The sequence below is a fragment of the Pseudomonas sp. GM41(2012) genome (assembly GCF_000282315.2).
GTDB lineage: Bacteria > Pseudomonadota > Gammaproteobacteria > Pseudomonadales > Pseudomonadaceae > Aquipseudomonas.
Genome location: NZ_AKJN02000007.1, coordinates 795941 through 821451, shown reverse-complemented (window position 1 = coordinate 821451; position 25511 = coordinate 795941). Strand labels below are relative to the sequence as shown.

General features: G+C 54.6%; 29 protein-coding genes and 4 tRNA genes. All 33 read right to left on the bottom strand.

Features of this window, described 5'->3' with window-relative positions:
• Positions 1 to 3 precede the first annotated feature (3 nt).
• Positions 4 to 396: a 30S ribosomal protein S8 gene (gene rpsH, locus PMI27_RS10800; protein ID WP_003186040.1), complete on the bottom strand. Its 393-nt coding sequence runs from the start codon at positions 394 to 396 to the stop codon at positions 4 to 6.
• Positions 397 to 605: 209 nt separating this feature from the next.
• A complete protein-coding gene (rpsN, locus tag PMI27_RS10805) occupies positions 606 to 911 on the bottom strand; it encodes a 30S ribosomal protein S14 (RefSeq protein WP_003176414.1) in 306 nt (101 codons plus the stop codon).
• 13 nt (positions 912 to 924) lie between these two features.
• A complete protein-coding gene (gene rplE, locus PMI27_RS10810) occupies positions 925 to 1464 on the bottom strand; it encodes a 50S ribosomal protein L5 (protein ID WP_003176415.1) in 540 nt (179 codons plus the stop codon).
• 20 nt (positions 1465 to 1484) lie between these two features.
• A complete protein-coding gene (gene rplX, locus PMI27_RS10815; RefSeq protein ID WP_008145498.1) occupies positions 1485 to 1799 on the bottom strand; it encodes a 50S ribosomal protein L24 in 315 nt (104 codons plus the stop codon).
• 11 nt (positions 1800 to 1810) lie between these two features.
• Entirely contained in the window at positions 1811 to 2179 is a 369-nt protein-coding gene (gene rplN, locus PMI27_RS10820) for a 50S ribosomal protein L14 (protein ID WP_002555479.1), read from the bottom strand.
• 23 nt (positions 2180 to 2202) lie between these two features.
• Positions 2203 to 2469 carry a 30S ribosomal protein S17 gene (rpsQ, locus tag PMI27_RS10825; RefSeq protein WP_003176419.1) on the bottom strand — a complete coding sequence of 89 codons (267 nt, stop codon included), beginning with the start codon at positions 2467 to 2469 and terminating at the stop codon, positions 2203 to 2205.
• Between the two features lie 2 nt (positions 2470 to 2471).
• Entirely contained in the window at positions 2472 to 2663 is a 192-nt protein-coding gene (rpmC, locus tag PMI27_RS10830; RefSeq protein WP_002555481.1) for a 50S ribosomal protein L29, read from the bottom strand.
• A complete protein-coding gene (rplP, locus tag PMI27_RS10835) occupies positions 2663 to 3076 on the bottom strand; it encodes a 50S ribosomal protein L16 (RefSeq protein WP_008145497.1) in 414 nt (137 codons plus the stop codon). The genes rpmC and rplP overlap by 1 nt, the downstream gene beginning before the upstream one ends.
• A 12-nt stretch (positions 3077 to 3088) precedes the next feature.
• A complete protein-coding gene (gene rpsC / locus PMI27_RS10840) occupies positions 3089 to 3775 on the bottom strand; it encodes a 30S ribosomal protein S3 (protein WP_003176422.1) in 687 nt (228 codons plus the stop codon).
• 13 nt (positions 3776 to 3788) lie between these two features.
• Positions 3789 to 4121 carry a 50S ribosomal protein L22 gene (gene rplV / locus PMI27_RS10845; protein ID WP_003103908.1) on the bottom strand — a complete coding sequence of 111 codons (333 nt, stop codon included), beginning with the start codon at positions 4119 to 4121 and terminating at the stop codon, positions 3789 to 3791.
• 13 nt (positions 4122 to 4134) lie between these two features.
• Positions 4135 to 4410 carry a 30S ribosomal protein S19 gene (rpsS, locus tag PMI27_RS10850; protein ID WP_002555486.1) on the bottom strand — a complete coding sequence of 92 codons (276 nt, stop codon included), beginning with the start codon at positions 4408 to 4410 and terminating at the stop codon, positions 4135 to 4137.
• Positions 4411 to 4426: 16 nt separating this feature from the next.
• Positions 4427 to 5251 (bottom strand): 50S ribosomal protein L2, encoded by an 825-nt coding sequence (gene rplB, locus PMI27_RS10855; protein ID WP_003176423.1) that lies wholly within the window; start codon positions 5249 to 5251, stop codon positions 4427 to 4429.
• Between the two features lie 14 nt (positions 5252 to 5265).
• Entirely contained in the window at positions 5266 to 5565 is a 300-nt protein-coding gene (rplW, locus tag PMI27_RS10860) for a 50S ribosomal protein L23 (RefSeq protein WP_002555488.1), read from the bottom strand.
• Positions 5562 to 6164, bottom strand: a complete 603-nt coding sequence (gene rplD / locus PMI27_RS10865) for a 50S ribosomal protein L4 (protein WP_007896707.1) — start codon at positions 6162 to 6164, stop codon at positions 5562 to 5564. Before rplD ends, rplW begins: the two co-directional genes overlap by 4 nt.
• A gap of 12 nt (positions 6165 to 6176) precedes the next feature.
• On the bottom strand, positions 6177 to 6812 hold the full coding sequence (gene rplC, locus PMI27_RS10870) for a 50S ribosomal protein L3 (RefSeq protein WP_003186059.1): 636 nt from the start codon (positions 6810 to 6812) through the stop codon (positions 6177 to 6179).
• Positions 6813 to 6892: 80 nt separating this feature from the next.
• Positions 6893 to 7204, bottom strand: coding sequence for a 30S ribosomal protein S10 (rpsJ, locus tag PMI27_RS10875; protein ID WP_003186070.1), 312 nt, complete (start codon positions 7202 to 7204; stop codon positions 6893 to 6895).
• A 141-nt stretch (positions 7205 to 7345) separates the two neighbouring features.
• The gene (gene tuf / locus PMI27_RS10880; protein ID WP_008145495.1) at positions 7346 to 8539 is read right to left on the bottom strand and encodes an elongation factor Tu; all 1194 of its coding nucleotides are present in this window, start codon (positions 8537 to 8539) and stop codon (positions 7346 to 7348) included.
• A gap of 31 nt (positions 8540 to 8570) precedes the next feature.
• A complete protein-coding gene (gene fusA / locus PMI27_RS10885) occupies positions 8571 to 10676 on the bottom strand; it encodes an elongation factor G (RefSeq protein ID WP_008145494.1) in 2106 nt (701 codons plus the stop codon).
• A gap of 30 nt (positions 10677 to 10706) precedes the next feature.
• Positions 10707 to 11177, bottom strand: a complete 471-nt coding sequence (rpsG, locus tag PMI27_RS10890; RefSeq protein WP_002555493.1) for a 30S ribosomal protein S7 — start codon at positions 11175 to 11177, stop codon at positions 10707 to 10709.
• A 118-nt stretch (positions 11178 to 11295) separates the two neighbouring features.
• On the bottom strand, positions 11296 to 11667 hold the full coding sequence (gene rpsL, locus PMI27_RS10895; protein ID WP_002555494.1) for a 30S ribosomal protein S12: 372 nt from the start codon (positions 11665 to 11667) through the stop codon (positions 11296 to 11298).
• A 216-nt stretch (positions 11668 to 11883) separates the two neighbouring features.
• Entirely contained in the window at positions 11884 to 16083 is a 4200-nt protein-coding gene (gene rpoC / locus PMI27_RS10900) for a DNA-directed RNA polymerase subunit beta' (protein WP_008145492.1), read from the bottom strand.
• Between the two features lie 64 nt (positions 16084 to 16147).
• Positions 16148 to 20221 (bottom strand): DNA-directed RNA polymerase subunit beta, encoded by a 4074-nt coding sequence (gene rpoB, locus PMI27_RS10905; RefSeq protein WP_008145491.1) that lies wholly within the window; start codon positions 20219 to 20221, stop codon positions 16148 to 16150.
• Positions 20222 to 20441: 220 nt separating this feature from the next.
• Entirely contained in the window at positions 20442 to 20807 is a 366-nt protein-coding gene (gene rplL, locus PMI27_RS10910; RefSeq protein ID WP_008145490.1) for a 50S ribosomal protein L7/L12, read from the bottom strand.
• Between the two features lie 80 nt (positions 20808 to 20887).
• Positions 20888 to 21388, bottom strand: a complete 501-nt coding sequence (gene rplJ / locus PMI27_RS10915; protein WP_008145489.1) for a 50S ribosomal protein L10 — start codon at positions 21386 to 21388, stop codon at positions 20888 to 20890.
• 198 nt (positions 21389 to 21586) lie between these two features.
• Positions 21587 to 22282, bottom strand: a complete 696-nt coding sequence (gene rplA, locus PMI27_RS10920) for a 50S ribosomal protein L1 (RefSeq protein ID WP_007896626.1) — start codon at positions 22280 to 22282, stop codon at positions 21587 to 21589.
• A complete protein-coding gene (gene rplK, locus PMI27_RS10925; protein WP_003210097.1) occupies positions 22282 to 22713 on the bottom strand; it encodes a 50S ribosomal protein L11 in 432 nt (143 codons plus the stop codon). The genes rplA and rplK overlap by 1 nt, the downstream gene beginning before the upstream one ends.
• Positions 22714 to 22830: 117 nt before the next feature.
• Positions 22831 to 23364, bottom strand: a complete 534-nt coding sequence (nusG, locus tag PMI27_RS10930) for a transcription termination/antitermination protein NusG (RefSeq protein WP_007896622.1) — start codon at positions 23362 to 23364, stop codon at positions 22831 to 22833.
• A 9-nt stretch (positions 23365 to 23373) separates the two neighbouring features.
• Positions 23374 to 23742, bottom strand: coding sequence for a preprotein translocase subunit SecE (gene secE, locus PMI27_RS10935; RefSeq protein ID WP_008145488.1), 369 nt, complete (start codon positions 23740 to 23742; stop codon positions 23374 to 23376).
• A gap of 45 nt (positions 23743 to 23787) precedes the next feature.
• Positions 23788 to 23863: transfer RNA gene (locus tag PMI27_RS0229585), tRNA-Trp, on the bottom strand.
• Between the two features lie 53 nt (positions 23864 to 23916).
• The gene (gene tuf / locus PMI27_RS10940; RefSeq protein WP_007896619.1) at positions 23917 to 25110 is read right to left on the bottom strand and encodes an elongation factor Tu; all 1194 of its coding nucleotides are present in this window, start codon (positions 25108 to 25110) and stop codon (positions 23917 to 23919) included.
• 84 nt (positions 25111 to 25194) lie between these two features.
• A tRNA-Thr gene (locus PMI27_RS0229580) sits at positions 25195 to 25270 on the bottom strand.
• A gap of 26 nt (positions 25271 to 25296) precedes the next feature.
• A tRNA-Gly gene (locus PMI27_RS0229575) sits at positions 25297 to 25370 on the bottom strand.
• A 24-nt stretch (positions 25371 to 25394) separates the two neighbouring features.
• Positions 25395 to 25479: transfer RNA gene (locus tag PMI27_RS0229570), tRNA-Tyr, on the bottom strand.
• Positions 25480 to 25511 lie beyond the last annotated feature (32 nt).

The following is a 25511-nucleotide window of genomic DNA, read 5'->3' as shown; positions in this document are numbered from 1 at the left end:
CCCTTAGAACACAGTGCAAAGAACTTCGCCGCCGACACCGGCAGCGCGCGCAGCACGATCCGTCATCACACCTTTGTTGGTGGAGACGATAGACACACCGAGACCGCCACGAACTTTTGGCAGATCATCGACGGACTTGTACTGACGCAGGCCTGGACGGCTAACGCGCTTCACTTCTTCGATGACCGGACGGCCTTCGAAGTACTTCAGCTCGATGGACAGCAGTGGTTTGATTTCGCTGCTGATCTGATAACCCGCAATGTAACCTTCGTCCTTCAGGACTTTGGCAACAGCTACCTTCAAAGTAGAAGATGGCATGCTTACGACGGACTTTTCAGCCATCTGGGCATTACGGATTCGAGTTAGCATGTCCGCTAACGGGTCCTGCATACTCATGGGCTAGACGCTCCTAATACAAAAAAATTAGCCTTGCGGCTACTACTTGTCGCCGAGCTCATCCATGCGGAAAAAGCACGGGCTCAGGCGAGCCGGGTATTCTAGACACACCCCACAAATGAATCAAGCCCCAAAAGGGGCTTGATTCAAGTTCAAGGTCACCGGCGGTCAGGATCTTGCGATCCCGAACACCGAGACTTTGATAGTGCTTACCAGCTGGCTTTAACCAGACCAGGTACGTCACCACGCATTGCAGCTTCACGCAGTTTGTTACGGCCAAGGCCGAACTTGCGGTAAACGCCGTGTGGACGACCGGTCAGGCGGCAGCGGTTACGCATGCGCGAGGCGCTTGCGTCACGTGGCTGCTTCTGCAGAGCTACTGTAGCTTCCCAACGTGCTTCTGGACTTGCGTTCAGATCAACGATGATAGCTTTCAGTGCTGCACGCTTTTTGGCGTACTTGGCAACCGTGAGCTGACGCTTCAGCTCGCGGTTTTTCATGCTCATCTTGGCCATTTTCCTACTCCAATCAGTTGCGGAACGGGAATTTGAAAGCACGCAGCAGGGCGCGACCTTCATCATCGTTCTTGGCAGTGGTGGTCAGGGTAATGTCCAGACCGCGGAGAGCATCGATCTTGTCGTAGTCGATTTCCGGGAAGATGATCTGCTCTTTAACGCCCATGCTGTAGTTACCACGACCATCGAAGGACTTGGCATTCAGGCCGCGGAAGTCGCGAACCCGAGGCAGGGAGATCGACAGCAGACGATCCAGGAACTCGTACATACGCTCACGGCGCAGGGTCACTTTGACGCCGATCGGCCAACCTTCACGGACTTTAAAGCCAGCGATGGATTTCCGAGCGTAGGTCACAACGACTTTCTGGCCGGTGATCTTTTCCAGGTCGGCAACAGCGTGCTCGATGACTTTTTTGTCACCGACCGCTTCGCCCAAACCCATGTTCAGGGTGATTTTTGTAACGCGTGGAACTTCCATCACGTTCGAAAGCTTAAGTTCTTCCTTAAGCTTCGGTGCGATTTCCTTCCAGTAAATCTCTTTTAGTCGTGCCATGGTCTTCTACCTAGCAGTGTTCAAGCATCAACCGCTTTTTGGGTCGACTTGAAGACACGAATTTTCTTGCCGTCTTCTACTTTGAAACCAACGCGGTCAGCCTTGTTGGTTTCGCCGTTGAAAATGGCGACGTTAGAAGCGTCCAGTGGAGCTTCTTTTTCGACGATACCGCCTTGTACGCCCGACGCCGGGTTAGGCTTGGTATGACGCTTAACCAGGTTCAGACCACCAATAACCAGACGGTTATTAGCGAGAACCTTAAGCACCTTACCGCGCTTACCTTTGTCTTTGCCGGCGATCACGATGATCTCGTCGTCACGACGAATCTTTTGCATGTCGGATCTCCTTACAGCACTTCTGGGGCGAGCGAGACGATCTTCATGAACTTCTCAGTACGAAGTTCACGGGTCACTGGCCCAAAGATACGGGTGCCGATCGGCTCTTGCTTGTTGTTCAGAAGAACAGCAGCGTTGCCATCAAAGCGGATAATGGAGCCATCAGCACGGCGTACGCCGTGACGAGTGCGGACTACAACAGCAGTCATCACTTGGCCTTTTTTCACTTTACCGCGAGGAATTGCTTCCTTGACGGTAACTTTGATGATGTCACCGATACCAGCGTAACGACGATGGGAGCCACCCAGCACCTTGATGCACATAACACGGCGAGCGCCGCTGTTATCGGCCACATCGAGCATGGATTGAGTCTGAATCATATAATTTCTCCGACCCCTAGTCCTTAGACTTCCACAGCGCGTTCGAGAACATCAACCAGCGCCCAAGACTTGGTCTTGGCCAAAGGACGAGTTTCACGAATAGTGACTTTGTCGCCGATGTGGCACTGATTGGTTTCGTCGTGCGCGTGCAGCTTAGTCGAACGCTTAACGTATTTACCGTAGATCGGGTGCTTAACGCGACGCTCGATCAGAACGGTGATGGTTTTGTCCATCTTGTCGCTGACAACACGGCCAGTCAGCGTACGGACAGTTTTTTCGGCTTCAGCCATGATTACTTACCTGCCTGCTGGTTAAGCACAGTCTTCACGCGAGCGATGTCACGTTTAACTTGCGAGAGCAGATGAGACTGCCCCAACTGGCCAGTTGCTTTCTGCATACGCAGATTGAACTGGTCGCGCAGCAGGCCGAGCAGTTGCTCGTTCAGCTGCTGTGCGGATTTTTCACGAAGTTCATTCGCTTTCATCACATCACCGTCCGTTTAACAAAGGCGGTGGCGAGCGGCAGCTTTGCAGCAGCCAGGGCAAAAGCCTCACGCGCCAGCTCTTCAGTAACACCCTCGATTTCATACAGGACTTTGCCTGGCTGAATCTGGGCAACCCAGTACTCCACACTACCCTTACCTTTACCCATCCGAACTTCGAGTGGCTTTTTGGAAATAGGCTTGTCCGGGAATACACGGATCCAGATCTTGCCGCCACGTTTAACGTGACGGGTCAGAGCACGACGCGCTGACTCGATCTGACGAGCGGTGAGACGACCACGAGCTACAGACTTCAGCGCGAACTCGCCGAAGCTGACTTTGCTACCGCGCTGAGCCAGACCACGGTTGTGGCCTGTCATCTGCTTGCGGAACTTCGTACGCTTTGGTTGCAACATTTGGCGTACCCCTTACTTAGCAGCTTTTTTACGAGGCGCTGGTGCTTGTGGCTTCAGTTCTTCTTGGCGACCACCAATTACTTCGCCTTTGAAGATCCAAACCTTTACACCGATCACACCGTAAGTGGTGTGAGCTTCGTAGTTGGCATAGTCGATGTCGGCACGCAGGGTGTGCAGTGGCACACGACCTTCGCGATACCATTCAGTACGTGCGATTTCAGCACCGCCGAGACGACCGCTCACTTGGATTTTGATGCCTTTGGCACCAATGCGCATGGCGTTCTGTACAGCGCGCTTCATAGCGCGACGGAACATTACGCGACGCTCCAGCTGCTGAGCTACGCTCTGCGCAACCAACATACCGTCGAGCTCCGGCTTGCGGATTTCTTCGATATTGATGTGCACAGGCACACCCATTTGTTTGGTCAGGTCCTGACGCAGTTTCTCAACATCTTCACCTTTCTTCCCGATAACGATACCTGGACGAGCGGTGTGGATGGTGATACGTGCAGTTTGAGCCGGACGATGGATATCGATACGGCTTACGGACGCGCTTTTTAGTTTGTCTTGGAGATACTCACGCACCTTCAGATCAGCGAACAAATAGTCCGCATAAGTCCGACCGTCTGCGTACCAGACGGAGGTGTGCTCCTTGACGATTCCCAGGCGAATGCCAATGGGATGTACTTTCTGACCCATCTCTTCGACTCCGTTACTTGTCAGCAACCTTGACAGTGATATGGCAAGACCGCTTGACGATGCGATCAGCACGGCCTTTGGCACGTGGCATGATTCGCTTCAGCGAACGCCCTTCGTTGACGAAAACGGTGCTGACTTTAAGGTCATCAACGTCTGCGCCTTCGTTATGCTCGGCGTTGGCTACGGCCGACTCCAGCACTTTCTTCATGATCTCGGCGGCTTTCTTACTGCTGAAAGCCAACAGGTTGAGCGCTTCGCCCACCTTCTTCCCGCGGATCTGGTCGGCGACCAAGCGGGCTTTCTGGGCGGAGATTCGAGCGCCCGACAACTTAGCGGCTACTTCCATCGTTCCTTACCCCTTAACGCTTGGCTTTCTTGTCTGCCACGTGCCCACGATATGTGCGGGTACCGGCAAACTCGCCCAGTTTGTGGCCGACCATGTCTTCGTTCACGAGAACTGGAACATGTTGACGACCGTTATGAACTGCAATGGTCAAACCGACCATTTGTGGCAGGATCATCGAACGACGCGACCAGGTTTTAACTGGTTTGCGATCGTTCTTTTCCGCCGCCACTTCGATCTTCTTCAGTAGGTGAAGATCAATAAAAGGACCTTTTTTCAGAGAACGTGGCACTGTCGTATCCCTCTATTTACTTGCGACGACGGACGATCATTTTGTCGGTACGCTTATTACCACGAGTCTTCGCGCCCTTAGTCGGGAAGCCCCATGGCGATACCGGATGACGACCACCAGAGGTACGACCTTCACCACCACCATGTGGGTGGTCAACCGGGTTCATGGCAACACCACGAACGGTTGGGCGAACGCCACGCCAGCGTTTGGCACCAGCTTTACCCAGCGAACGCAGGCTGTGCTCGGAGTTCGAGACTTCACCCAGGGTCGCGCGGCATTCAGCCAGCACTTTACGCATCTCACCAGAACGCAGACGCAGGGTCACGTAGACACCTTCACGAGCGATCAGCTGAGCCGAAGCACCAGCGGAACGAGCGATTTGCGCGCCTTTACCTGGCTTCAATTCGATGCCGTGTACGGTGCTACCAACTGGAATGTTACGCAGTTGCAGAGCGTTGCCCGGCTTGATCGGCGCCAGGGCACCTGCGATCAGCTGGTCGCCAGCACTCACGCCTTTAGGGGCGATGATGTAGCGACGCTCGCCATCTGCGTACAGCAGCAGAGCGATGTGAGCAGTACGGTTTGGATCGTATTCAATACGCTCGACAGTGGCAGAGATGCCATCTTTGTCGTTGCGACGGAAATCGACCAGACGATAATGCTGCTTATGGCCACCACCGATGTGACGAGTGGTAATACGACCATTGTTGTTACGACCACCAGTCTTCGATTTTTTCTCGAGCAGCGGTGCGTGAGGAGCGCCTTTATGCAGCTCCTGGTTGACCACCTTGACCACAAAACGGCGGCCAGGGGAAGTCGGTTTGCATTTAACGATTGCCATGATGCACCCCTTCCTTACTCAGCACTGCTGCTGAAATCGAGATCTTGGCCTGGCTGAAGGGAGATAACTGCCTTCTTCCAGTCATTACGCTTGCCCAGACCGCGAGCAGTGCGCTTGCTCTTACCCAGAACATTCAGGGTAGTAACACGCTCTACTTTCACGCTGAACAGGCTTTCGACGGCCTTCTTGATTTCCAGCTTGGTTGCGTCAGTTGCAACCTTGAAAACGAACTGGCCTTTCTTGTCAGCCAGAACCGTAGCCTTCTCGGAAACGTGCGGGCCAAGCAGAACTTTAAATACGCGTTCCTGGTTCATCCCAGCAGCTCCTCGAATTTCTTCACGGCCGACACGGTGATCAACACCTTGTCGTATGCGATCAGACTAACTGGATCGGAACCTTGCACGTCACGTACATCAACGTGTGGCAGGTTACGAGCAGCCAGGTACAGGTTCTGATCAACCACTTCAGACACGATCAAGACGTCAGTCAGGCCCATGCCGGTCAGCTTGTTCAGCAGATCTTTGGTCTTCGGTGCATCAACAGCGAAGTCCTGAACCACAACCAGACGATCAGTACGCACCAGCTCAGCAAGGATGGAACGCATTGCTGCGCGATACATCTTCTTGTTCAGCTTCTGGGTGTGATCCTGAGGACGAGCTGCGAAAGTGGTACCGCCGCCACGCCAGATTGGGCTACGGATAGTACCGGCACGAGCACGGCCAGTACCTTTCTGACGCCATGGGCGCTTACCGCCACCACGAACGTCGGAACGGGTCTTTTGCTGCTTGCTACCTTGACGGCCGCCGGCCATGTAGGCCACGACTGCTTGGTGAACCAGCGTCTCGTTGAATTCGCCGCCAAATGTCAGTTCGGAAACTTCGATCGCTTGAGCGTCATTTACATTTAATTGCATGTCAGCTTCCCCTTAACCGCGAGCCTTGGCTGCTGGACGTACAACCAAGTTGCCGCCAGTAGCGCCAGGAACAGCGCCCTTGACCAACAACAGATTGCGTTCAGCGTCCACGCGCACTACTTCGAGGGACTGCACGGTCACGCGCTCAGCGCCCATATGACCGGACATTTTTTTGCCCTTGAATACACGACCAGGAGTCTGGCACTGGCCGATAGAGCCTGGAACGCGGTGGGATACGGAGTTACCGTGGGTATTATCTTGCCCGCGGAAATTCCAACGCTTGATCGTACCCTGGAAGCCTTTACCCTTGGACTGACCGGTTACATCAACCAGTTGACCAGCGGCGAAGATTTCAGCGTTGATCAGATCGCCGGCCTGGTACTCGCCTTCTTCAAGACGGAATTCCATTACGGTACGACCAGCGGCAACGTTCGCTTTAGCGAAGTGGCCAGCTTGAGCAGCTGTAACACGCGAAGCACGACGCTCGCCTACAGTGACTTGCACTGCACGATAGCCATCGGTCTCTTCAGTTTTGAACTGGGTGACGCGATTCGGTTCGATCTCAATGACCGTGACCGGAATGGAGACACCTTCTTCGGTGAAAATACGGGTCATACCGCATTTACGACCGACTACACCAATAGTCATGTTGTAAACCTCATGAGTGTACGGGGCTTTCACCCGCTATGGCCGCCCATTTCAGAGCGTTACACGACTAAGACCGAGTCTTAGCCGAGGCTGATCTGCACTTCCACACCGGCCGCAAGATCAAGCTTCATAAGAGCATCAACGGTTTTATCCGTTGGCTGGACGATGTCCAGAACGCGCTTATGAGTACGGATCTCGTACTGGTCACGCGCGTCTTTGTTGACGTGCGGGGAGACCAGAACGGTGAACCGCTCTTTACGGGTAGGCAGTGGAATTGGACCACGCACTTGAGCACCAGTACGTTTCGCGGTTTCCACGATTTCCTGGGTGGATTGGTCGATCAGGCGATGGTCAAAAGCCTTCAACCTGATACGGATTTGCTGATTTTGCATTGGATTTCAGACTCCGGCTGCTATTCCCAGCGAGCGCAATACGCCCGTTAAAAGGAGGCGCAATTCTATAGACGGGCTACTACAGTGTCAACCCAATAAAAAAGCCCCCGCTAGGCGGGGGCTTTTTCAAGTCATCACTTATTAAGCGATGATTTTGGCTACGACGCCAGCGCCGACGGTACGACCGCCTTCACGAATAGCGAAACGCAGACCATCTTCCATTGCGATGGTTTTGATCAGGGTGACAACCATTTTGATGTTGTCGCCTGGCATTACCATTTCAACGCCTTCCGGCAGTTCGCAGTTACCGGTCACGTCAGTGGTCCGGAAGTAGAACTGTGGACGGTAGCCTTTGAAGAACGGAGTGTGGCGACCGCCTTCTTCTTTGCTCAACACGTACACTTCAGCTTCGAAGGTAGTGTGCGGCTTAACCGAACCTGGCTTGACCAGAACCTGGCCACGCTCAACGTCGTCACGCTTGGTGCCGCGCAGCAGCACGCCGCAGTTCTCGCCAGCACGACCTTCGTCGAGCAGCTTACGGAACATTTCAACACCGGTGCAGGTGGTGACGGTAGTGTCACGCAGACCAACGATTTCCAGTGGATCCTGAACCTTGACGATACCGCGCTCGATACGGCCAGTTACAACAGTACCGCGACCGGAGATCGAGAATACGTCTTCGATTGGCATCAGGAACGGCTTGTCGATAACACGAACTGGATCTGGGATGTAGCTGTCCAGAGTCTCAACCAGTTTACGAACGGCAGTGGTGCCCATTTCGTTGTCGTCTTGGCCGTTCAGGGCCATCAGAGCCGAACCGATGATGATCGGAGTGTCGTCACCTGGGAAGTCGTAAGTGCTCAGCAGATCGCGCACTTCCATCTCAACCAGTTCCAGCAGCTCAGCGTCGTCAACCATGTCAGCCTTGTTCAGGAAGACAACGATGTACGGAACGCCAACCTGACGGGACAGCAGGATGTGCTCACGAGTTTGTGGCATCGGACCATCAGCGGCCGAGCAAACCAGGATAGCGCCGTCCATCTGAGCAGCACCGGTGATCATGTTCTTCACATAGTCAGCGTGACCTGGGCAGTCAACGTGAGCGTAGTGACGGATCAGCGAGTTGTATTCAACGTGCGCGGTGTTGATGGTGATACCACGAGCCTTTTCTTCTGGAGCGCTGTCGATTTTATCGAAAGCAACAACAGCCGAACCGAAAACTTCGGAGCAGACGCGAGTCAGAGCAGCGGTCAGCGTGGTTTTACCGTGGTCGACGTGACCGATGGTGCCAACGTTGACGTGCGGGAGGGTACGGTCAAATTTTTCTTTAGCCACGACAATTAACTCCTAGCCTAAAGGGGCTGAATCAGCCTTGTTTTTTGGTAACGGTTTCGACGATGTGCGACGGAGCCGTATTGTATTTTTTGAATTCCATAGAGTAGCTTGCGCGACCTTGGGACATGGAGCGTACGTCGGTTGCGTAACCGAACATCTCACCCAACGGAACCTCGGCGCGAATCACTTTGCCGGAAACCGTGTCTTCCATACCCAGGATCATGCCGCGACGACGGTTAAGGTCGCCCATCACGTCACCCATATAGTCTTCAGGCGTAACAACCTCTACCGCCATGATCGGCTCAAGCAACTCACCACCGCCCTTCTGGGCCAGTTGCTTGGTCGCCATGGAAGCAGCCACCTTAAACGCCATCTCGTTCGAGTCGACGTCGTGGTAGGAACCATCAAACACGGTAGCCTTCAGGCCGATCAGCGGATAGCCGGCGACAACGCCGTTCTTCATCTGCTCTTCGATACCCTTCTGGATAGCCGGGATGTATTCCTTAGGAACCACACCACCCACTACTTCGTTCAGGAATTGCAGACCTTCCTGACCTTCGTCAGCAGGAGCAAAACGAATCCAGCAGTGACCGAACTGGCCACGACCGCCGGATTGGCGAACGAACTTGCCTTCAATTTCGCAGCTCTTCGTGATGCGCTCACGGTACGAAACTTGAGGCTTACCGATGTTGGCTTCGACGTTGAACTCACGGCGCATCCGGTCAACCAGGATGTCCAGGTGCAACTCGCCCATGCCGGAGATGATCGTTTGACCAGTCTCTTCATCAGTCTTGACGCGGAAAGACGGGTCTTCCTGAGCAAGTTTGCCCAGAGCGATACCCATTTTTTCCTGGTCGTCCTTGGTCTTAGGCTCTACGGCAACCGAAATAACCGGCTCCGGGAAGTCCATGCGAACCAGGATAATTGGCTTATCAGCGTTGCACAAAGTTTCGCCAGTGGTGACGTCCTTCATGCCGATCAAGGCCGCGATGTCACCAGCGCGTACTTCCTTGATTTCTTCACGGGCGTTTGCGTGCATTTGCACCATACGACCCACGCGCTCTTTCTTGCCTTTAACCGAGTTGATCACACCGTCGCCGGAGGCCAACACGCCCGAGTAAACTCGAACGAAGGTCAAGGTACCCACGAATGGGTCGGTAGCGATCTTGAACGCCAGAGCCGAGAACGGCTCGCTGTCGTCTGCGTGACGCTCCATTTCCTTGGTCTCGTCATCCGGGTCAGTACCCTTGATGGCAGGAATGTCGGTAGGAGCAGGCAGGTAGTCGATAACGGCGTCGAGAACCAGGGGAACACCCTTGTTCTTGAAGGAAGAACCGCAAACAGCCAGAACGATCTCACCAGCGATAGTACGCTGACGCAGAGCGGCCTTGATTTCCGCGTTGGTGAGTTCTTCACCTTCGAGGTACTTGTTCATCAGCTCTTCGCTGGCTTCGGCCGCAGCCTCAACCATGTTGCCGCGCCACTCGTCAGCCAGTTCCTGCAGTTCAGCAGGGATAGGCTTGCGAACTGGAACCATGCCTTTGTCAGCGTCGTTCCAGTAAACAGCTTCCATGGCCAACAGATCGATCTGACCCTGGAAGTTGTCTTCGGAACCGATAGCCAACTGGATTGGCACCGGGGTGTGACCCAGACGCTGCTTGATCTGACCGATCACGCGCAGGAAGTTCGCACCAGCACGGTCCATCTTGTTTACGTAAACAAGACGTGGAACGCCGTATTTGTTGGCTTGACGCCATACGGTTTCCGACTGAGGCTCAACGCCCGAGGTGCCGCAGAACACAACGACCGCGCCATCGAGTACACGCAGGGAACGTTCAACTTCAATAGTGAAGTCAACGTGGCCCGGGGTATCAATAACGTTGAAGCGGTATTGGTCTTTGTGCTGCTTCTCGGAACCCTGCCAGAAGGCGGTAATAGCAGCAGAAGTAATGGTAATACCACGCTCCTGCTCCTGCACCATCCAGTCTGTGGTCGCGGCGCCGTCATGCACCTCGCCCATCTTGTGACTTTTGCCAGTGTAAAAAAGGACGCGCTCGGTGGTGGTGGTCTTACCAGCATCCACGTGAGCAACGATACCAATGTTACGGTAGCGATTAATCGGTGTAGTACGAGCCATAAAGCCCTCGCAAAATTAGTGACGCTAAAATTAGAAGCGGTAGTGCGAGAAAGCCTTGTTGGCTTCAGCCATACGGTGCACGTCTTCACGCTTCTTAACTGCAGCACCTTTACCTTCGGCAGCGTCCAACAGTTCGCCAGCCAAACGCAGAGCCATAGACTTCTCGCCGCGCTTGCGGGCGAAGTCTACCAACCAGCGCATTGCCAGGGCGTTACGACGGGACGGACGAACTTCAACCGGAACCTGGTAAGTAGCACCGCCTACACGGCGCGACTTTACTTCGACCAGCGGAGCGATGGCGTCGAGAGCTTTCTCGAAGATTTCCAGGGGGTCGCTGTTCTTGCGTTCTTTAACCTTCTCCAGCGCGCCATAAACGATACGCTCGGCAACGGCTTTCTTGCCGCTTTCCATTACGTGGTTCATGAACTTGGCCAGGATTTGGCTTCCGTATTTTGGATCGTCAAGCACTTCGCGCTTGGCTGCTACGCGTCTTCTTGGCATGGATAAGCCCTCAAACGGTCTTCAGGTTCGCTCGGAATCGGTGCCCTCTCGGGACGCCTCCGACCTTACTCTTATCGACTCAGAAAAATAGAAAATCAGTTTTTACAAAAAGCCACTACTACTTAGGCTTCTTGGTACCGTACTTCGAACGACCCTGGTTACGACCTTTAACGCCGGAAGTATCCAAAGAACCGCGTACGGTGTGGTAACGAACACCTGGCAAGTCTTTTACACGACCGCCGCGGATCAGCACCACGCTGTGCTCTTGCAGGTTGTGGCCTTCACCGCCGATGTACGAGGAAACCTCGAAACCGTTGGTCAGACGCACACGGCATACTTTACGCAGTGCCGAGTTAGGTTTTTTCGGCGTGGTGGTATACACACGGGTGCATACGCCACGACGTTGCGGGCAGTTCTGCAGCGCAGGTACGTCGGATTTCTCGACGATACGCTTACGCGGCTGACGTACCAGCTGGTTGATAGTTGCCATCTACTAGCTCCACTGTTGTCTTGCGACGCTATTGTCTTGCAAGAAAAGCAAAATGGCAGGAACGAATTCCCGCCAAATTTAGGGGTACAAGAGTCTAAAGAGGATCTTGCCCCCAGTCAAGGCAAGGCCCCGACCTCCCCGCTCATCCAACCTCGACAAATTGTCTCGATTCGATGAACGGAATGGCCAGGGCCTTACGCTCATTTACCGCAGAACTCAGTTACCGCTCGAGTTCAGCGCTTCGGTCAGTGCAGCTTCCACTTCACTGGCGCTTACGCGCAACGGTTTGTCAGCATCACGGCGGCGCTTGCGCTCGCTGTGATAAGCCAGACCGGTACCAGCCGGGATCAGACGACCCACGACCACGTTTTCTTTCAGGCCGCGCAGGTAATCGCGCTTGCCGGTTACCGCCGCTTCGGTCAGTACGCGAGTGGTTTCCTGGAAGGAAGCCGCCGAGATGAACGATTCGGTGGACAACGACGCCTTGGTGATACCCAGCAGCACGCGAGTGAACTTGGAAACGAATTTCTCGTCGCCAGCCAAACGCTCGTTCTCTACCAGAACGTGAGTCAACTCCATCTGGTCGCCCTTGATGAAAGTCGAGTCGCCAGATTCAGCGATTTCAACCTTACGCAACATCTGACGCAGGATGGTCTCGATGTGCTTGTCGTTGATCTTCACGCCTTGCAGACGATAAACGTCCTGGATCTCGTTTACGATGTACTTGGCCAGCGCACTCACACCCAGCAGACGCAGGATGTCGTGTGGATCGCTCGGGCCGTCGGAGATAACTTCGCCGCGGTTTACCTGTTCGCCTTCGAAGACGTTCAGGTGACGCCACTTCGGAATCAGCTCTTCGTACGGATCGGTGCCATCGTTCGGAGTGATAACCAGACGGCGCTTGCCCTTGGTCTCTTTACCGAACGCGATGGTGCCGCTGACTTCAGCCAGAATCGAGGCTTCTTTCGGACGACGTGCTTCGAACAAGTCGGCAACACGCGGCAGACCACCGGTGATGTCACGGGTCTTCGAAGTCTCTTGCGGGATACGAGCGATAACATCACCGATCGCAATCTTCGCGCCATCCGCTACACCAACCAGGGCGTTAGCAGGCAGGAAGTACTGAGCAATTACGTCGGTACCCGGCAGCAAGAGATCCTTGCCGTTGTCATCAACCATCTTCACAGCAGGACGGATATCTTTACCGGCAGCTGGACGGTCTTTGGCGTCGAGTACTTCAATGTTGGTCATACCGGTCAATTCGTCAGTCTGACGCTTGATCGTGATGCCTTCTTCCATGCCCACGTAGGTCACGGTACCTTTCATTTCGGTAACGATTGGGTGAGTGTGCGGATCCCACTTGGCCACGATTGCGCCAGCGTCGACCTTGTCACCTTCTTTAACCGAAATCACAGCACCGTACGGCAGCTTGTAACGCTCGCGCTCACGACCGAAGTCATCAGCGATCGCCAGCTCACCGGAACGGGACACAGCAACCAGGCAACCATCCACTCGCTCAACGTGCTTCAGGTTGTGCAGACGGACGGTACCGCCATTCTTCACCTGAACGCTGTCAGCTGCGGAGGTCCGGCTTGCCGCACCACCGATGTGGAACGTACGCATGGTCAGCTGGGTACCCGGCTCACCGATGGACTGGGCAGCGATAACGCCGACCGCTTCACCGATGTTCACCTGGTGACCACGAGCCAAGTCACGGCCGTAGCACTTGGCGCAAATGCCGTAGCGGGTTTCGCAGCTGATCGGCGAACGCACGATCACTTCGTCGATGCTGTTCAGCTCGATGAACTCGACCCACTTCTCGTCTACCAGCGTACCGGCAGGAACGATGATTTCTTCGGTACCTGGCTTGAACACGTCACGGGCAATAACACGACCCAATACGCGCTCACCCAGCGGCTCAACAACGTCACCGCCTTCAATGTGCGGAGTCATTACCAGGCCATGTTCGGTGCCGCAATCGATCTCGGTTACTACCAGATCCTGCGCCACGTCTACCAGACGACGAGTCAGGTAACCGGAGTTCGCAGTTTTCAACGCGGTATCCGCCAAACCTTTACGAGCACCGTGAGTGGAGATGAAGTACTGAAGTACGCTCAAACCTTCACGGAAGTTCGCAGTAATCGGCGTTTCGATGATGGAACCGTCCGGCTTGGCCATCAGGCCACGCATACCGGCGAGCTGACGGATCTGCGCAGCAGAACCCCGTGCGCCCGAGTCGGCCATCATGTACATCGAGTTGAAGGATTCCTGGTCGACTTCGACGCCATGACGGTCGATGACTTTCTCTTTCGAGAGGTTGGCCATCATCGCCTTGGAAACTTCGTCGTTCGCCTTGGACCAAAGGTCGATCACTTTGTTGTACTTCTCGCCCTGGGTTACCAGGCCGGAGGCGTACTGACTTTCGATCTCTTTCACTTCATCAGTAGCAGCATTGATGATGCGGGCTTTTTCATCCGGGATAACGAAGTCGTTAACACCGATGGAAACGCCGGAAATGGTCGAATAGGCAAAACCGGTGTACATCAACTGGTCAGCGAAGATCACGGTCTCTTTCAAACCAACCACGCGGTAGCACTGGTTGATCAGCTTGGAGATCGCCTTTTTCTTCATCGGCTGGTTGACGACGTCGTACGACAGGCCAGGCGGAACAACCTGGAACAACAGCGCACGGCCGACAGTGGTGTCGACGATACGGGTGTTCTTGACGCTGCCACCATCACGATCGTTGACGGTTTCGTTGATCCGCACTTTGACCTTGGCGTGCAGTGCGGCTTCACCGGCACGGAACACACGGTCAACTTCTTGCAGATCCGCGAACACACGACCTTCGCCCTTGGCGTTGATCGCTTCACGAGTCATGTAGTACAGACCCAATACAACGTCCTGCGACGGAACGATGATTGGCTCACCGTTGGCTGGCGACAGAATGTTGTTGGTCGACATCATCAACGCACGCGCTTCCAACTGGGCTTCCAGTGTCAGCGGTACGTGCACGGCCATTTGGTCGCCGTCGAAGTCGGCGTTGTACGCAGCACAGACCAGAGGGTGCAGCTGGATAGCCTTACCTTCGATCAGTACCGGTTCAAACGCCTGGATACCCAGACGGTGAAGGGTCGGTGCACGGTTGAGGAGAACCGGGTGTTCACGGATCACTTCAGCGAGAACGTCCCAAACCTCTGGCAGCTCGCGCTCAACCATCTTCTTGGCAGCTTTGATGGTGGTAGCGAGACCACGCATTTCCAGCTTGCCGAAAATGAACGGTTTGAACAGCTCGAGAGCCATCTTCTTCGGCAGACCGCACTGGTGCAGACGCAGGGTCGGACCTACGGTAATTACCGAACGACCGGAGTAGTCAACACGCTTACCGAGCAAGTTCTGACGGAAACGACCTTGTTTACCCTTGATCATGTCAGCCAGGGATTTCAGAGGACGCTTGTTGGAACCAGTGATAGCGCGGCCACGACGACCGTTATCGAGCAGTGCGTCGACAGCTTCCTGCAACATACGCTTTTCGTTGCGCACGATGATGTCCGGAGCGGACAGATCAAGCAGGCGCTTCAAGCGGTTGTTACGGTTGATCACTCGACGATACAGATCGTTGAGGTCGGAAGTCGCGAAGCGACCGCCATCCAGCGGGACCAGTGGACGCAGATCTGGCGGCAGGACCGGCAGAACGGTCAGCACCATCCATTCTGGAAGGTTGCCGGAACCCTGGAAGGCTTCCATCAACTTCAGACGCTTGGACAGCTTCTTGATTTTGGTTTCGGAGTTGGTTTGCGGAATTTCTTCACGCAGACGGCCAATCTCGTGTTCCAGGTCGATAGCGTGCAGCAGTTCACGGACAGCTTCGGCACCCATGCGGGCATCGAAATCGTCGCCGAACTCTTCCAGCGCTTCGAAGTACTGCTCATCGTTGAGCAGCTGCCCTTTTTCAAGGGTGGTCATGCCTGGATCGATAACGACATAGCTCTCGAAGTAGAGAACGCGTTCGATATCACGCAGGGTCATGTCCATCAGCAAGCCGATACGCGACGGCAGCGACTTCAGGAACCAGATGTGGGCAACTGGGGAAGCCAGTTCGATGTGCGCCATGCGCTCACGACGAACTTTGGCCAGCGCGACTTCAACGCCGCACTTCTCGCAGATCACACCGCGATGCTTCAAGCGCTTGTACTTACCGCACAGGCACTCGTAATCCTTTACCGGGCCAAAGATCTTGGCGCAGAACAGGCCGTCGCGCTCAGGTTTGAACGTACGGTAGTTGATGGTTTCCGGCTTTTTAACTTCACCGAACGACCACGAACGGATCATCTCAGGCGATGCCAATCCAATACGGATGGCGTCGAACTCTTCGACTTGACCCTGGTTTTTCAGCAAATTCAGTAGGTCTTTCAAGGCCTTTCCTCCTGGCGGAGCAGAGAGCGGGCAATCCTGCCCCGCTCTCGATTCGCGTCACGTGTTATTCGGTTTCCAGATCGATATCGATGCCGAGGGAACGAATTTCCTTGATCAACACGTTGAAGGACTCGGGCATGCCCGGCTCCATACGGTGATCGCCATCCACGATGTTTTTGTACATCTTGGTACGGCCGTTCACATCGTCCGACTTCACTGTGAGCATTTCTTGCAGAGTGTAAGCAGCACCGTATGCTTCCAGTGCCCAGACCTCCATCTCCCCGAAACGCTGACCACCGAACTGCGCCTTACCACCCAGCGGCTGCTGAGTAACCAGGCTGTACGAACCGGTAGAACGAGCGTGCATCTTGTCGTCTACCAAGTGGTTCAGCTTCAGCATGTACATGTAGCCAACAGTAACCGGGCGCTCGAACTTGTTGCCGGTACGGCCGTCGGTCAGCTGCATCTGGCCGCTTTCTGGCAGGTCTGCCAGTTTCAGCATGGCCTTGATTTCGCTTTCCTTGGCGCCGTCGAACACTGGAGTGGCCATTGGAACGCCGCCACGCAGGTTCTTCGCCAGATCCAGGATTTCCTGGTCGGAGAAGCTATCCAGATCTTCGTTACGACCGCCGATCTGGTTGTAGATCTCGTCGAGGAATTTACGAAGCTCAGCGACTTTGCGCTGCTCTTCGATCATCCGGTTGATCTTCTCGCCCAGACCTTTAGCCGCGAGGCCCAGGTGGGTTTCAAGGATCTGACCAACGTTCATACGCGAAGGTACGCCCAACGGGTTGAGGACGACGTCGACCGGGGTGCCATTGGCATCGTGCGGCATGTCTTCAACCGGCATGATCACGGAGACCACACCTTTGTTACCGTGACGACCGGCCATCTTGTCGCCCGGCTGAATGCGGCGACGGATTGCCAGGTAAACCTTGACGATTTTCAGCACGCCTGGAGCCAGGTCATCGCCCTGCTGCAGTTTGCGCTTCTTGTCTTCGAACTTGTCGTCCAGCAGACGGCGGCGATCAACGATATAGGCCTGAGCCTTCTCGAGCTGCTCGTTCAGAGCATCTTCAGCCATGCGCAGTTTGAACCACTGACCATGCTCAAGACCGTCGAGAACTTCGTCGGTGATGTCCTGACCTTTCTTCAGACCGGCGCCGCCTTCGGCTTTGTGGCCGACCAGAGCGGAACGCAGACGTTCGAAAGTTGCGCCTTCAACGATACGGAACTCTTCGTTCAGGTCCTTGCGGATCTCGTCGAGCTGAGTCTTCTCGATCGACAGTGCACGAGCATCACGCTCAACGCCGTCGCGGGTGAAGACCTGTACGTCGATGACGGTACCCTTGGTGCCGGTAGGCACACGCAGGGAGGTGTCTTTAACGTCGCTGGCTTTTTCACCGAAGATGGCACGCAGCAGTTTTTCTTCCGGAGTCAGTTGGGTCTCGCCTTTCGGAGTGACCTTACCAACCAGGATGTCGCCTGCGCCAACTTCAGCACCTACGTAAACGATACCGGCTTCGTCCAGCTTGTTCAGTGCAGCTTCACCCACGTTCGGGATGTCTGCAGTGATTTCCTCTGGCCCAAGCTTGGTGTCACGTGCCACACAGGTCAGTTCCTGAATGTGGATCGTGGTAAAGCGGTCTTCTTGAACAACTCGTTCCGACAGGCAGATGGAGTCTTCGAAGTTGTAACCGTTCCAGGCCATGAACGCGATGCGCATGTTCTGACCCAGCGCCAGTTCACCCATGTCGGTGGACGGGCCGTCAGCCATGATGTCGCTACGCTGAACCCGATCACCTTTACGCACCAGCGGACGCTGGTTGATGCAGGTGTTCTGGTTGGAACGGGTGTATTTGGTCAGGTTGTAGATGTCGACACCAGCTTCACCGGTTTCAACTTCATCATCAGCAACACGAACCACGATACGGCTGGCGTCGACGGAATCGATAACGCCGCCACGACGAGCCACGACGCAAACGCCGGAGTCACGAGCTACGTTACGCTCCATGCCAGTACCGACCAGCGGCTTGTCAGCACGCAGGGTTGGTACAGCTTGACGCTGCATGTTCGAACCCATCAACGCACGGTTGGCGTCATCGTGCTCCAGGAACGGGATCAGCGACGCTGCAACCGAAACTACCTGCTTCGGAGAAACGTCCATCAAGGTGACGTCTTCCGGCGCCTTGACGGTGAACTCGTTCAAGTGACGAACAGCTACCAGCTCGTCGATCAGCATTTTCTTGTCGTTCATCGTGGCCGAAGCCTGAGCGATCACGTGATCAGCTTCTTCGATGGCGGACAGGAACACGATCTCGTCGGTGACCAGAGCGTCTTTCACCACACGGTACGGGCTTTCGAGGAAGCCGTACTGGTTGGTGCGCGCATAAGCGGCCAGGGAGTTGATCAGACCGATGTTCGGACCTTCCGGCGTTTCAATCGGGCATACACGACCGTAGTGAGTCGGGTGTACGTCACGAACTTCAAAGCCAGCACGTTCACGAGTCAAACCGCCAGGGCCGAGTGCAGAAACACGACGCTTGTGGGTGATCTCGGACAGCGGGTTGTTCTGGTCCATGAACTGGGAAAGCTGGCTGGAACCGAAGAACTCTTTCACCGCCGCAGCCACTGGCTTGGCGTTGATCAGGTCTTGCGGCATCAGGCCTTCGCTTTCAGCCATCGACAGACGCTCTTTGACCGCACGCTCAACACGTACCAGGCCAACGCGGAACTGGTTCTCGGCCATTTCGCCTACGCAGCGAACACGACGGTTACCCAGGTGGTCGATGTCATCGACGATGCCTTTACCGTTACGGATGTCGACCAGAGTCTTCAGCACCGCAACGATGTCTTCTTTGCACAACACGCCCGAACCTTCGATCTCGGTACGACCGATACGACGGTTGAACTTCATCCGGCCGACCGCAGACAGGTCATAGCGCTCAGGACTGAAGAACAGGTTGTTGAACAGAGTTTCGGCAGCGTCTTTGGTTGGCGGCTCGCCTGGACGCATCATGCGATAGATCTCGACCAGCGCTTCCAATTGGTTGCTGGTGGAGTCGATCTTCAGCGTGTCGGAGACGAACGGACCGCAGTCGATATCGTTGGTGTACAGAGTTTCGATGCGAACAACCTGAGACTTGGCGATTTTTGCCAGGATCTCGGTGTTCAGCTCAGTGTTGCACTCTGCCAGGATTTCGCCGGTTGCCGGATGCACGATGACCTTGGCGGTAGTGCGACCCAGGACGTAGTCCAGAGGCACTTGCAGCTCTTTGATCCCGGCTTTTTCCAGCTGGTTGATGTGGCGAGCAGTGATACGACGACCTTGCTCGACAATAACCTTGCCTTTGTCATCCAGGATATCCAGGACAGCAATTTCACCGCGCAGGCGGTGAGGCACCAGTTCCAGGCTGAGGTTTTCACCTTGCACGTGGAAGACGTTGGTGGTGTAGAACGCGTCGAGCACTTCTTCAGTGGTATAGCCGAGCGCGCGCAGCAGTACCGATGCAGGCAGCTTGCGACGACGGTCGATACGCACGAATACGCAGTCTTTCGGGTCGAACTCGAAGTCCAACCACGAACCGCGGTAAGGAATGATACGCGCCGAGTACAACAGTTTGCCGGAGCTGTGCGTCTTGCCACGGTCGTGGTCGAAGAACACGCCCGGGGAACGGTGCAGCTGGGAAACGATTACACGCTCGGTACCGTTGATTACAAAGGTACCGTTCTCAGTCATCAGGGGGATTTCACCCATGTAGACTTCTTGCTCTTTGATGTCCTTGATCGCTTTGTTCGACGATTCTTTGTCGAAAATGATCAGGCGCACTTTTACCCGCAAAGGTACGGCGTAAGTTACACCGCGCAATACGCATTCTTTGACATCAAATGCCGGTTCGCCCAGGCGATAACCGACGTACTCCAGCGCAGCATTGCCGGAGTAGCTGATGATCGGGAAAACGGATTTGAAGGCCGCATGCAGGCCCACGTCGCGGAACTGATCTTTAGTCGCTCCCGCTTGCAAGAATTCACGATACGAATCCAGCTGGATGGCCAGGAGGTACGGCACATCCATGACGTCCGGCAACTTGCTAAAGTCCTTGCGGATACGTTTTTTCTCAGTATATGAGTAAGCCATCAGCGTTCCCCAGCTTGGTCACCTGCTTGTTTGGCCCCTCCCGACGGGAGCAGCCAGAAAATCGTGCAAACCCCATGGTTTGCGCCACCGCATCGGGTGGTTACAACTCGTTATCAGCACCGACCCAGTCGGCTGCCAATAACGGAAAAAGGCCGGTGGCAAGAGCCACCAGCCATCAGCCTTTCGCTTAACGCTCGGGCTGGAGACGCAAAGTCGATGCTTACTTCAGCTCGACTTTAGCGCCTGCTTCTTCCAGAGTGGCTTTTGCTTTGTCAGCTGCGTCTTTCGAAACAGCTTCCAGAACAACGCCAGGAGCGCCGTCAACTACAGCCTTGGCTTCTTTCAGGCCCAGACCGGTCAGTTCACGTACTGCCTTGATCACGTTAACTTTCTTCTCGCCAGCTTCCAGCAGCATGACGTTGAATTCAGTTTGTTCTTCAACAACGGCAGCGACAGCAGCTGGACCAGCGGAAGCAGCGGCAGCGGAAACGCCGAACTTCTCTTCCATGGCCTTGATCAGCTCAACGATTTCCAGAACGGATTTTTCGCCGATTGCTTCGATGATTTGGTCGTTAGTCAGAGACATGACTATAAATTCCTGTATTGGGGTGACAGCCTACGCGGCCATCGAAATAAACAATAAACGCTGAAAGGAGTCGCTCAGCCTTAGGCTGCGGCAGCTTCTTTCTGGTCGCGAAGAGCCGCCAGAGTACGAGCCAATTTGCTGGTTGCGCCTTGAATCACGCTCATCAGCTGAGAAATTGCTTCGTCACGGGTCGGCAGGCTTGCCAGTACGTCGATCTGATTAGCTGCGAGGAACTTGCCCTCGAACGCAGCTGCCTTGATCTCGAACTTATCCTGACCTTTTGCGAACTCTTTGAAGATACGAGCAGCAGCGCCCGGATGATCTTTGGAGAATGCAATCAAGGTCGGGCCGGTGAACACGTCGTTGAGCACGTCATATTGAGTGCCAGCAACGGCGCGCTTGAGCAGAGTGTTACGTACAACACGTACGTAAACGCCAGCTTCACGAGCCTCTTTACGGAGTCCGGTCATAGCGCCTACTGTTACGCCACGGGCATCAGCCACGACAGCGGACAGAGCAACTTGGGCAGCCTTGTTGACTTCAGCGACGATGGCCTTCTTGTCTTCAAGTTTAATTGCCACGGGAAAAACTCCTGCTTGTTACCGTTTCATCCAACCGAGGCCAGATGTCGTTTTGGTGTCTGATTCGGTAAGGAACCGGGAGCACCATCTGCGTAGGCTTGAGGTTTAAGACTTGCGTCGCCTACGGTCTTGGATAGCCCCCGCCAGGCAGGGACCCCAATCTTTCAATTGGCGCAATCGCTTGCGCCAATCTGTGTCTTACGCGTCGAGCGAACCTTGGTCGATGACCAGGCCTGGACCCATGGTGGTGCTCAGGGTAACGCGCTTGACGTAAATACCTTTCGAGGAAGCTGGCTTGATACGCTTCAGATCAGCGATCAGGGCTTCAACGTTTTCCTTCAGCTTGACGGCGTCGAAACCGACTTTGCCAACGGAGGTGTGGATGATGCCGTTTTTGTCGGTGCGATAACGAACCTGACCAGCCTTGGCGTTTTTAACCGCGGTAGCTACGTCTGGCGTTACGGTGCCGACCTTAGGGTTAGGCATCAGGCCACGTGGGCCCAGGATCTGACCCAACTGACCAACAACGCGCATTGCATCCGGGGATGCGATAACTACGTCATAGTTCAGGTCGCCGCCTTTCATTTCGGCAGCCAGATCGTCCATACCTACACGGTCAGCGCCGGCAGCCAAAGCGGCCTCAGCAGCTGGACCCTGGGTGAACACAGCAACGCGAACGGTCTTGCCAGTGCCGTGCGGCAGCACAGTAGCGCTACGAACGACCTGGTCGGATTTACGCGGGTCAACACCCAAGTTTACAGCAACGTCAAACGACTCGCTGAACTTGACGGTCGACAGCTCAGCCAGCAGAGCAGCAGCGTCTACAAAGTTGTAGGACTTGCCTGCTTCGATTTTGCCGGCGATAGCCTTTTGACGCTTGGTCAACTTAGCCATTACACACCCTCCACGTTAAGGCCCATGCTACGAGCAGAACCGGCGATAGTACGCACGGCCGCGTCCATATCAGCTGCAGTCAGATCCGCGTTTTTGGTTTTCGCGATTTCTTCCAGCTGAGCACGGGTAACGGTGCCAACCTTAACGGTGTTCGGACGAGCGGAACCGCTAGTCAGACCAGCAGCTTTCTTCAGCAGAACCGAAGCAGGTGTGGATTTGGTTTCGAAAGTGAAGCTACGGTCGCTGTAGACAGTGATGATCACTGGAGTCGGCAGACCTGGCTCAATACCCTGAGTACGGGCGTTGAAAGCCTTGCAGAATTCCATGATGTTCACGCCGTGCTGACCCAGAGCAGGACCAACAGGTGGGCTTGGGTTAGCCTGAGCGGCCTTCACTTGCAGCTTGATGTAAGCGGTAATCTTCTTGGCCATGAGGCACTCCAATTACGGGTTCGAACGCCTCGAAAGGCTCCCCGGTTACTTGCGCGTTTATCCCAGTGACGACAAAACCCCACAGCCTAGGGCTGCGGGGTTGGGATGCTTGCTCAGCTAGACTTTTTCGACCTGGCTGAACTCTAGCTCTACCGGAGTAGAGCGACCGAAAATGAGCACTGCCACTTGGATCCGGCTCTTCTCGTAGTTAACTTCTTCGACCGTGCCAGTAAAGTCGGCAAACGGACCGTCATTGACACGTACCGACTCACCTGGCTCGAACAACGTCTTCGGCTTCGGCTTATCGCTACCATCAGCAACACGACGCAGAATCGCTTCTGCCTCTTTATCTGTGATAGGTGCAGGCTTATCAGCAGTACCGCCAATAAAACCCATCACCCGAGGTGTATCCTTGACCAAGTGCCAAGTACCCTCATTCATGTCCATCTGAACCAGCACATAACCTGGGAAGAACTTGCGCTCGCTTTTGCGTTTCTGGCCATTACGCATTTCAACCACTTCTTCAGTGGGAACCAGAATTTCACCAAAGCCATCTTCCATGCCAGCCAGCTTTACGCGCTCTACCAACGAGCGCATGACATGCTTCTCGTAACCGGAGTAAGCATGCACAACGTACCAACGCTTAGCCACGGGACACCCTTAGCCGACAATCAAGGAAACAAGCCAGCCGAGCAGGGAATCAAGCCCCCACAACAGCAACGCCATAACCAGAACAACAGCCACAACGATCAACGTGGTCTGCGTGGTTTCTTGGCGAGTTGGCCATACGACTTTACGAATCTCGGTGCGAGCTTCCTTAACCAGTACAAAGAAAGACTTGCCCTTGACTGTTTGCAGGCCTACAAAGGCAGCTACAGCAGCAATGGCGAGCAAAGCAAGTACGCGGTACAGGATCGGCGAAGCAGAGTAATACTGATTGCCAACAACGCCAACAACCACCAAAGCAACTACTACTAGCCACTTGAGCAGATCGAAGCGAGAGCCTTGAGCTTCAGCTTTAGGAGTCATCTATGAAGATCCTGTGAAAAGAAAGCCAGACACACCAAGTGAATCTGGCAGGTCAGGAGGGAATCGAACCCCCAACCTACGGTTTTGGAGACCGTCGCTCTGCCAATTGAGCTACTGACCTAAAACAAAATCAGGCCGACCATTATGCCGGCCCGAAAAAGACATTACAACAATTTACTCGATAACCTTAGCAACGACACCAGCGCCGACGGTACGACCGCCCTCACGAATGGCAAAACGCAGACCATCTTCCATTGCGATGGTTTTGATCAGGGTGACAGTCATCTGAACGTTGTCACCCGGCATCACCATTTCAACGCCTTCTGGCAATTCGCAGTTACCGGTCACGTCCGTGGTACGGAAGTAGAACTGTGGACGGTAACCCTTGAAGAACGGAGTATGACGACCGCCTTCTTCCTTGCTCAGAACGTAAACCTCAGCAGTGAACTTGGTATGCGGCTTGACAGTGCCCGGCTTGACCAGAACCTGGCCACGCTCAACATCATCACGCTTGGTACCACGCAGCAACACGCCGCAGTTCTCGCCAGCACGACCTTCGTCGAGCAGCTTGCGGAACATCTCAACACCAGTGCAAGTAGTTTTGACAGTGTCACGAAGACCAACAATCTCAACCTCTTCCTGAATGCGAACAATGCCACGCTCAACACGACCAGTCACAACAGTACCGCGACCGGAGATCGAGAAAACATCCTCGATCGGCATCAGGAACGGCTTATCAATAGCACGCTCAGGCTGCGGAATGTAGCTATCCAGAGTCTCGACCAACTTCTTGACGGCAGTAGTACCCATCTCGTTGTCGTCTTGACCATTCAGCGCCATCAGCGCCGAACCAATGATGATCGGAGTGTCATCACCTGGGAAATCGTAAGTGCTCAGCAGGTCGCGCACTTCCATCTCAACCAACTCCAGCAGCTCCGCGTCATCAACCATGTCAGCCTTGTTCAGGAAGACAACAATGTACGGAACGCCAACCTGGCGGGACAGAAGGATGTGCTCACGGGTTTGCGGCATCGGACCATCAGCGGCCGAGCAAACCAGAATCGCGCCATCCATCTGAGCAGCACCGGTAATCATGTTTTTTACGTAGTCAGCGTGACCTGGACAGTCAACGTGTGCGTAGTGACGCACAGCCGAATCGTACTCAACGTGAGCGGTGTTGATGGTGATACCACGAGCTTTTTCTTCAGGGGCGCTATCGATCTTGTCGAAGTCAACCTTTGCCGAACCGAAAACTTCGGAGCAGACGCGGGTCAAAGCAGCAGTCAGAGTGGTTTTACCGTGATCGACGTGACCAATGGTACCAACGTTGACGTGCGGCTTATTACGTTCGAACTTTTCCTTAGCCATCAAAATCACCCCTAGGAGAAGAATTGAGCAGGTCAAACAAGCCATTAAAACAAAGGCAGATATTTTCATATCTGCCTTGTTATATGGAGCTCTTGAGCGGATTTGAACCGCTGACCTCACCCTTACCAAGGGTGTGCTCTACCAACTGAGCTACAAGAGCGTAACACTACGCAGGATCTGCAAACTTGGAGCGGGTAGCGGGAATCGAACCCGCATCATCAGCTTGGAAGGCTGAGGTTCTACCACTAAACTATACCCGCAGAGCTTGCAGCTCTCGCTAAAAATGGTGGAGGGGGAAGGATTCGAACCTTCGAAGTCGTAGACGTCAGATTTACAGTCTGATCCCTTTGGCCGCTCGGGAACCCCTCCTAAGCGAGCCGGCATTCTATATCATGCCAGCC

Bases quoted from the DNA above. Each gene is read 5' to 3' on its own strand.
- rpoB (WP_008145491.1), bottom strand. From the start codon at position 20,221: ATGGCTTACTCATATACTGAGAAAAAACGTATCCGCAAGGACTTTAGC.
- rplE (WP_003176415.1), bottom strand. From the start codon at position 1,464: ATGGCACGACTAAAAGAGATTTACTGGAAGGAAATCGCACCGAAGCTT.
- rplN (WP_002555479.1), bottom strand. From the start codon at position 2,179: ATGATTCAGACTCAATCCATGCTCGATGTGGCCGATAACAGCGGCGCT.
- rplC (WP_003186059.1), bottom strand. From the start codon at position 6,812: ATGACTATTGGTGTAGTCGGTCGTAAATGCGGTATGACCCGTATTTTC.
- rplD (WP_007896707.1), bottom strand. From the start codon at position 6,164: ATGCAATTAAATGTAAATGACGCTCAAGCGATCGAAGTTTCCGAACTG.
- rplP (WP_008145497.1), bottom strand. From the start codon at position 3,076: ATGTTGCAACCAAAGCGTACGAAGTTCCGCAAGCAGATGACAGGCCAC.
- rplW (WP_002555488.1), bottom strand. From the start codon at position 5,565: ATGAACCAGGAACGCGTATTTAAAGTTCTGCTTGGCCCGCACGTTTCC.
- rpsQ (WP_003176419.1), bottom strand. From the start codon at position 2,469: ATGGCTGAAGCCGAAAAAACTGTCCGTACGCTGACTGGCCGTGTTGTC.
- fusA (WP_008145494.1), bottom strand. From the start codon at position 10,676: ATGGCTCGTACTACACCGATTAATCGCTACCGTAACATTGGTATCGTT.
- rpsG (WP_002555493.1), bottom strand. From the start codon at position 11,177: ATGCCAAGAAGACGCGTAGCAGCCAAGCGCGAAGTGCTTGACGATCCA.
- secE (WP_008145488.1), bottom strand. From the start codon at position 23,742: ATGACTCCTAAAGCTGAAGCTCAAGGCTCTCGCTTCGATCTGCTCAAG.
- rpmC (WP_002555481.1), bottom strand. From the start codon at position 2,663: ATGAAAGCGAATGAACTTCGTGAAAAATCCGCACAGCAGCTGAACGAG.
- rplX (WP_008145498.1), bottom strand. From the start codon at position 1,799: ATGCAAAAGATTCGTCGTGACGACGAGATCATCGTGATCGCCGGCAAA.
- rpsC (WP_003176422.1), bottom strand. From the start codon at position 3,775: ATGGGTCAGAAAGTACATCCCATTGGCATTCGCCTGGGAATCGTCAAG.
- rplA (WP_007896626.1), bottom strand. From the start codon at position 22,282: ATGGCTAAGTTGACCAAGCGTCAAAAGGCTATCGCCGGCAAAATCGAA.
- rpsN (WP_003176414.1), bottom strand. From the start codon at position 911: ATGGCCAAGATGAGCATGAAAAACCGCGAGCTGAAGCGTCAGCTCACG.
- rplV (WP_003103908.1), bottom strand. From the start codon at position 4,121: ATGGAAGTAGCCGCTAAGTTGTCGGGCGCTCGAATCTCCGCCCAGAAA.
- rplL (WP_008145490.1), bottom strand. From the start codon at position 20,807: ATGTCTCTGACTAACGACCAAATCATCGAAGCAATCGGCGAAAAATCC.
- rpsL (WP_002555494.1), bottom strand. From the start codon at position 11,667: ATGGCAACTATCAACCAGCTGGTACGTCAGCCGCGTAAGCGTATCGTC.
- rplB (WP_003176423.1), bottom strand. From the start codon at position 5,251: ATGGCAATCGTTAAATGCAAACCGACTTCCCCTGGCCGCCGTTTTGTG.
- rpsH (WP_003186040.1), bottom strand. From the start codon at position 396: ATGAGTATGCAGGACCCGTTAGCGGACATGCTAACTCGAATCCGTAAT.
- rpsJ (WP_003186070.1), bottom strand. From the start codon at position 7,204: ATGCAAAATCAGCAAATCCGTATCAGGTTGAAGGCTTTTGACCATCGC.
- tuf (WP_007896619.1), bottom strand. From the start codon at position 25,110: ATGGCTAAGGAAAAGTTCGAACGTAATAAGCCGCACGTCAACGTTGGT.
- rplK (WP_003210097.1), bottom strand. From the start codon at position 22,713: ATGGCCAAGAAGATTACCGCTTACATCAAGCTGCAAGTGAAGGCCGCT.